The organism is Natronospirillum sp. (genome assembly GCF_022565775.1).
Taxonomy (GTDB): domain Bacteria; phylum Pseudomonadota; class Gammaproteobacteria; order Pseudomonadales; family Natronospirillaceae; genus Natronospirillum.
The window spans coordinates 1-6,677 of the sequence record NZ_JAIUMC010000126.1 but is presented as its reverse complement, the minus strand read 5'-3'; the positions used below and the strand labels follow the sequence as shown (position 1 = coordinate 6,677).

The 6,677-nt window shown below is 57.5% G+C and carries 6 protein-coding genes; all 6 read left to right on the top strand.

Annotation, left to right across the window (positions count from 1 at the left end; translation table 11 throughout):
- Positions 1–172 precede the first annotated feature (172 nt).
- Positions 173–1,009, top strand: a complete 837-nt coding sequence (locus LAT62_RS15350) for a Wzz/FepE/Etk N-terminal domain-containing protein (protein WP_293385929.1) — start codon at positions 173–175, stop codon at positions 1,007–1,009.
- A gap of 56 nt (positions 1,010–1,065) precedes the next feature.
- Positions 1,066–1,890: a 3'(2'),5'-bisphosphate nucleotidase CysQ gene (gene cysQ / locus LAT62_RS15345; protein ID WP_293385927.1), complete on the top strand. Its 825-nt coding sequence runs from the start codon at positions 1,066–1,068 to the stop codon at positions 1,888–1,890.
- Between the two features lie 113 nt (positions 1,891–2,003).
- Complete coding sequence (cysN, locus tag LAT62_RS15340; RefSeq protein ID WP_293385925.1) at positions 2,004–3,407, top strand: sulfate adenylyltransferase subunit CysN; 1,404 nt, start codon at positions 2,004–2,006, stop codon at positions 3,405–3,407.
- Positions 3,404–4,306 (top strand): sulfate adenylyltransferase subunit CysD, encoded by a 903-nt coding sequence (gene cysD / locus LAT62_RS15335; RefSeq protein ID WP_293385923.1) that lies wholly within the window; start codon positions 3,404–3,406, stop codon positions 4,304–4,306. The genes cysN and cysD overlap by 4 nt, the downstream gene beginning before the upstream one ends.
- Before the next feature lie 172 nt (positions 4,307–4,478).
- A complete protein-coding gene (gene cysC, locus LAT62_RS15330; RefSeq protein WP_293385921.1) occupies positions 4,479–5,057 on the top strand; it encodes an adenylyl-sulfate kinase in 579 nt (192 codons plus the stop codon).
- A partial coding sequence (locus LAT62_RS15325; protein ID WP_293385919.1) for an SLC13 family permease occupies positions 5,057–6,677 on the top strand: 1,621 nt, incomplete at its 3' end. The genes cysC and LAT62_RS15325, both read left to right, overlap by 1 nt.

Genomic DNA, 6,677 nt, shown 5'->3' with positions numbered 1-6,677 from the left:
AAGAGAAAAGCCGCGTTACCGCGCGCTTTCTGAAGCGCAAGCTGGATGAATACGATGCGATACAGCAGGAAATAGAAGAGCTCAGAAAAGAGCTTTCATAATCAAGTGCTGTCGGCCAGAATCCGAGCTCACAACTCACAACTCACAACTCACAACTCACAACTCAAACTTTATGACTGATCAAAAACCGAAGTACCCCACCCAGCAGCCTCCCGAGCACTATCCTTACCCACAATACCGGGATGATGAAATCTCCCTGGTAGATCTGGCTAAAATCCTGATCAGACGTCGCTGGTGGGTCATTGGTACCGGCTTTGTCATTGTTGCGGCGGCATTTGCCTATGCATTGCTCAATCGCGCAGAGCCCAATTATCAGATGGTTACTCTTTACGAGGTAGCCCAATATCAGAACATGGAAGGCGAGACCAGAGCCCTGCAGCCGGTGAACACTCTAATTAGGCGGGTAGAGAATATACACTGGCCAGCCTACATGCGGGCGTTCCTGGAAGATAATTCCGAATACAGCACCATGCCGTTTGAACTTCGGTTGGAAAACCCCAGCAATACACTGTTGATTAGTATGCGTTCCACGGCTCCTCGTGCGGAGCAGGAGAAAATTGAAGGCATGCATCGCGAGATATTGGGCCATATTGAGGCTACACAGACTTCCGCCTATGAGCGTCGCCATAATCTGCTGAACAGCCAGATCGATCGCATACAGACGAATCTCGAGCAGGCTGGCAACGGGCTGACTACCCTGCCTCCGGAACTGGTGGCCAGCTACAGCGACCGACTGATGGATCTGGAAGCCACGCTTGAAACTCTGGTTGAAGGCGAGGTTATACAATACGCAGCCCGAGGCGAGCGCTCAGGGCGGAGTGGCCCGGGTGGTTCTTTGATTTTGGCGCTGGGCATAGTGCTTGGCGGCATATTGGGGCTGCTGGCCGGATTTTTTGCCGAGTTCGCCTACAGAGTGCGTCAAAGTATTTTGGATGATGGTGGCATCTGAACTGTTCGTGACACGCGCCTGAGCATCCTCTCACCAACGGATAGAGCACCAGTTTGATGACAGCATTACCTTTCGACAGAGTGACCGATATTGCCCTGCAGGCGGGCGATGCCATCATGGCGGTTTACCAACGTGACTTTGGCACTGAAACCAAGGCCGACGACAGCCCACTGACGGAAGCTGACCTGGCGGCACACCGGCTGATTGTTGACCAGTTGCGTCAACTCACACCCGACATTCCCATCCTGTCGGAGGAAAGCAGCACGATCGCCTGGTCGGAGCGCCAGAAATGGCTGCGCTATTGGCTTGTCGATCCGCTGGACGGCACCAAGGAATTCATCAAGAAAAACGGCGAATTCACGGTTAATATCGCCCTGATAGAGCAGGGTGAGCCGGTCTGGGGCGTCGTGCATGCCCCGGCACTGGACGTGACCTATCATGGCGGCATTGCCGTTGGACAGGCCTGCAAAACCCTTGTAGGCCAGCGGCCTTGGCCGCGCTCGGCACCGTCAGGTGCCCCTGATGGTGCCTCTGCTGGCGAAAACTGCATCATTTCCGTTGCCCAACCCCCAGCCACCAAAGTGGGCTGGCGCGTTGTCGGCAGCCGTTCTCACCAAAGTCCTGAATTTCAGGATTTCTGTGCACAATACAAAAACCCAGAAATAAAAAGTATGGGAAGCTCTCTGAAAATCTGCTTGGTTGCCGAGGGCGCGGCGGATATCTATCCGCGACTGGGGCCGACCAGTGAATGGGACACTGCTGCCGCCCATGCTGTATTGTTGGGTGCCGGGGGGCAGTTGGTCGACGCCGAGACCGGGCAGGCTTTGCGGTACAACCAGAAGGAATCGGTACTGAACCCCTGGTTTATCGCCTCGGCTTGAAGGCGGCTGCTCCGCCGAGCGCAGCTAAAGCAGCGCCTACAAAAGTGCCACCGCTGTAGGCGCTGGCCTTGGCCGCGCTCACAACTTTCGACTAACAACTGAAAACTTGTCTTATGAACCAATCCGATCTGATCGACAGCAACATCGAAGCCTACCTCCACCAGCACGAACACAAGGGGCTGCTGCGCTTTATCACCTGTGGCAGTGTTGACGACGGCAAATCCACGCTGATCGGCCGACTGCTGCATGACTCCAAAATGATCTTCGAAGACCAACTGGCCTCCATCACCAAAGACTCCAAAACCATGGGCAAGGCTGGTGAAGGCGAGCTGGATCTGGCGCTGCTGGTGGATGGCCTGGCCAGTGAACGCGAGCAGGGCATCACCATTGATGTGGCCTACCGGTTCTTCTCCACCGACAAGCGCAAGTTCATCATTGCCGATACGCCCGGGCATGAGCAGTACACGCGCAACATGGCCACCGGTGCTTCCACCGCGCAGGCGGCCGTGATCCTGATTGATGCGCGCCACGGCGTGCAGACGCAGACGCGGCGTCATACTTTCATCTGTACCTTGCTGAGCATTCCGCATCTGGTCGTCGCCATCAACAAGATGGATCTGGTGGAATTCCGCCAAAAACGCTTTGAAGAAATCAGGGACGACTACATTCAGTTTGCCCGCCAACTGGGTATTGAAAGCATTGAATTCATTCCGATGTCGGCCCTGAAAGGCGACAATGTGGTGACTCCCAGTGAGAAGATGCCCTGGTATGACGGCCATACGCTGACGCAGTGGCTGGAAAGCGTCGATGTATCCGCCGAGTTCCCCAATCAGTTCACGCGGCTGCCGGTACAATCTGTGGTGCGGCCGGATCTCAATTTCCGCGGTTTCACAGGCACACTCGAAGCCGGCTCACTGAGCAAAGGTGACGAGATCACGGTGCTGCCCAGTGGCAAGCACACGCGCATTGCCAGCCTCTACCTGGCCGGTGAACCGGTCGAGAAGGTCAACACCAATCAGGCGGTCATGCTGACCACTGAAGAGGAAGTGGATATCTCCCGGGGCTCGATGATCGTGCGTGGGGATCATCCCACGCTGGCCAGACGCTCCGAAGTTGATTTCATCTGGATGAGCGACGAGCCACTGACGCCCGGTAAGGAGTATTTGATCAAATGCGGCACCCTCACCACACCGGGGCGCATTGAACATCTTGAAAACAAGACGGATGTGAACACCATGGAACGGGCGCCGACGGACAGCCTGCAACTCAATGAAATTGGTCACGGTGTGCTGAACACCAACGAACCGCTGATATTTGATCCCTATACCAGCCTGCGCGAAACCGGCTCGCTGATTGTTGTCGACCGACTGTCGAATATTACCGTTGGTGCGGGGCTGCTGCGCGGCAAAGCCCAAAGTGAGCTCAAGCACGCAGGTCGTGAATACACTGATGCCGAACGGGCGCTGAATGCCTATGTTCGTGAACACTTCCCGGAATGGAACTGCAAGCCGGTATGAACCAACTTACCCACCTGAAGCAACTCGAAACCGAGTCCATCCACATCATTCGTGAAGTGGCTGCCGAATTCGAAAACCCGGTCATGCTTTACAGCATCGGCAAGGACTCGGCCGTCATGCTGCACCTGGCGCGCAAAGCCTTCCTGCCCGGTCGTCCACCGTTTCCGCTGATGCATGTGGACACCACCTGGAAGTTCCGCGAAATGATCGAGTTTCGCAACCGCATGGCCAAGGAAGTGGGCATGGAGCTCATCGTCCATATCAACGAAGAAGGCGTTCGCCAGGGTATTGGCCCCTTCACCCACGGCAGTGCCGTGCATACGGACGTCATGAAAACCCAGTCACTCAAGCAGGCATTGAACAAATATCAGTTTGATGCGGCTTTTGGCGGTGCCCGGCGCGACGAGGAAAAGAGCCGCGCCAAGGAGCGCATCTATTCGTTCCGGGATGAAAACCACCGCTGGGACCCGAAGAACCAGCGCCCGGAATTGTGGAAGCTCTACAACGGTCGCATCAACAAGGGTGAGAGCATCCGTGTCTTCCCGCTCAGCAACTGGACCGAGCTGGACATCTGGCAGTATATCCATCTGGAGCAGATTCCCATCGTACCGCTGTATTACGCCAAAGAGCGCCCCGTTGTGCAGCGTGACGGCACCTGGATCATGGTGGACGACGACCGCATGCCCATGGAGCCCGGTGAAAAGCCGCAGATGAAAAGCGTACGTTTCCGGACTCTGGGCTGCTACCCGCTCACCGGTGCAGTAGAAAGTACAGCCACCACATTGCCCGAGATCATTCAGGAAATGCTGCTCACCAAGACCAGTGAGCGCCAAGGCCGTGTTATCGACCACGACCAAGCCGCCAGCATGGAAAAGAAAAAGCAGGAAGGCTACTTTTAATAGCCACCCTTGTAGTCCGCCGGCATCGGCCGCGCTTGGGGCTGCTAGCCCCTTTTAGGCGGCTATCACCGCCGAGCGCAGGCAAGCCAGTGCCTGCAACAGAGGCACCCTGTAGGCGCAGGCCTTGGCCGCGCTAAAACTCAAAACTCACAACTTTCGACTTTCAACTATTATGTCCAAACCTGATATCACCTGGCACAACTCAGCCGTAACCCCAGCCGATCGCGCCAAGGCCCTGAACCAAACGCCACGCTGCATCTGGCTCACCGGCCTGTCCGGCTCCGGCAAATCCACAATTGCCAATGGTCTGGATACGCACCTTAACCAACTGGGCAAGCACACCTTCCTGCTCGACGGCGACAATGTGCGCCACGGGCTGAACAAGGATCTCGGCATGACCGAGAACGATCGTGCAGAAAACATCCGTCGGGTCGGTGAAGTGGCCAAGCTGATGGTGGATGCCGGGCTGATCGTCGTCTGTGCCTTTATCTCGCCCTATAAAAGAGACCGCCAGATGGTGCGCTCCACCTTCGGCCATGGTGAATTTATTGAGGTGTATCTGGAGACCCCTTTGGAAGTCTGCGAGCAGCGCGACCCCAAAGGCCTCTACAAAAAAGCCCGGGCCGGCATCATCAAGAATTTCACCGGCATCAGTGATCCCTACGAGATACCAGAAGCGCCCGAAGTCACCATCGACACGTCGAAATCCGACATTGAAGCCAGCGTCAAGAAAATCTGCAGCGCCATCTGATGCCCCTCGAAGCCTATTTCACGCTGGCCCTCACTGCCTGCGTGCTGATCACCCTGATCACCACCCGCATCGGCCCGGATGTCATTCTGATGGCCGCGCTGGCTGTTCTCGTGGTCACCGGCATCCTGGCGCCAGAGCAGGCACTGGTCGGTTTTGCCAACCCGGGGGTGATTACCATTGCTGTCCTGTACATCGTGGCGGCTGGCCTGAAAGAAACCGGCGCCATCCAGTTTCTGACGGGGCGATTGCTGGGCCAGCCCAAAACCACCCGTCAGGCCCAGGCACGGCTGATCATGCCCACCTCGGTACTCAGCGCCTTCATGAACAACACCGCCGTTGTGGCCATGCTGATCCCGGCCGTGCAGGACTGGGCGCAGCGCAGCGGCATCGCCGCCTCCAAATTGCTGCTGCCGCTGAGCTATGCCGCCATCATGGGCGGCACACTGACGTTGATCGGTACCAGCACCAATCTGGTGGTCGACGGCCTGCTGCAAAGCGAAAAGGGCGTATCGCTGCACCTGTTCGAGTTGGCCTGGGTGGGGGTGCCGGTGCTGTTGATCGGCAGCCTGTATCTGATCCTGCTCGGCAACAGGTTGTTGCCCAACCGCCAAAGCGCTGTAGAGCAACTGGATCAGGCGCGAGAATACAGTGTAGAGATGCAGGTAGTCCCGGGCAGCCCGCTGAGTGGCAAAACCATTGTGGAAGCCGGGCTGCGTAATCTGCAATCCAGCTACCTGGCAGAAATCGAGCGAGGCGGGCACACATTGTCTGCCGTAGCCCCCGATACACCGCTGCAGGACAATGACCGGCTTGTGTTTATCGGTGCCCCTGAAGGCGCCCGAGAACTGCGCCGCATCAACGGCCTTAAGGCAGCCAATGGCGACGTGCAGAAGCTCAAGATCGCCAACCACCAGCGCCACCTGGTGGAGGTGGTGCTGGGGCCAGACTTCCCGGCGCTCGGCCAGACCATCAAGGAGTCCGGTTTTCGGACTCACTTCAAGGCGGTGATCTTGTCCGTATCCCGCCGGGGCAGCCGGGTACCGGGCAAGCTCGGGCAAATCACACTGGAAGTAGGCGATACTGTGCTACTGGAAGCCGGCCCGAGTTTTGTAGAGCAGTATCGGTTCCGGCGCGACTTTCTGCTGGTCAGCGTGCTGAACGACTCCACGCCGCCAGACTTTCGCAAGGCGCCCGCCGCTCTGACGCTTCTGGGGCTTTTGGTTCTCACCGCTGCCACGGGTTTGCTGAGCATCCTGGAAGCAGCTCTGCTGGCTGCAGGCGGCATGCTGGTGACCCGGTGTATTACCGCCAGCCATGCCCGCCGCTCCATCGACCTGTCCGTGCTGGTGGTGATTGCAGCATCCTTTGCGCTGGGCGCTGCCATGCGGGAAACCGGGGCCGCCGCGGGCGTCGCGCAAATGCTGCTGGGCACCGGCAACCTGTCGCCCTGGCTGGCATTGGCACTGGTCTACATCACCACAGTGGCCTTTACCGAAACCATCACCAATAATGCAGCCGCCGTGTTGATGTTCCCGATTGCAATGGCCGTGGCCGACCAACTGGGCGTCAACTTCATGCCCTTTGCCGTGGCCATCATGTTTGCCGCCTCGGCAAGCTTTA

Bases quoted from the DNA above. Each gene is read 5' to 3' on its own strand.
- LAT62_RS15350 (WP_293385929.1), top strand. From the start codon at position 173: ATGACTGATCAAAAACCGAAGTACCCCACCCAGCAGCCTCCCGAGCAC.
- cysQ (WP_293385927.1), top strand. From the start codon at position 1,066: ATGACAGCATTACCTTTCGACAGAGTGACCGATATTGCCCTGCAGGCG.
- cysN (WP_293385925.1), top strand. From the start codon at position 2,004: ATGAACCAATCCGATCTGATCGACAGCAACATCGAAGCCTACCTCCAC.
- cysD (WP_293385923.1), top strand. From the start codon at position 3,404: ATGAACCAACTTACCCACCTGAAGCAACTCGAAACCGAGTCCATCCAC.
- cysC (WP_293385921.1), top strand. From the start codon at position 4,479: ATGTCCAAACCTGATATCACCTGGCACAACTCAGCCGTAACCCCAGCC.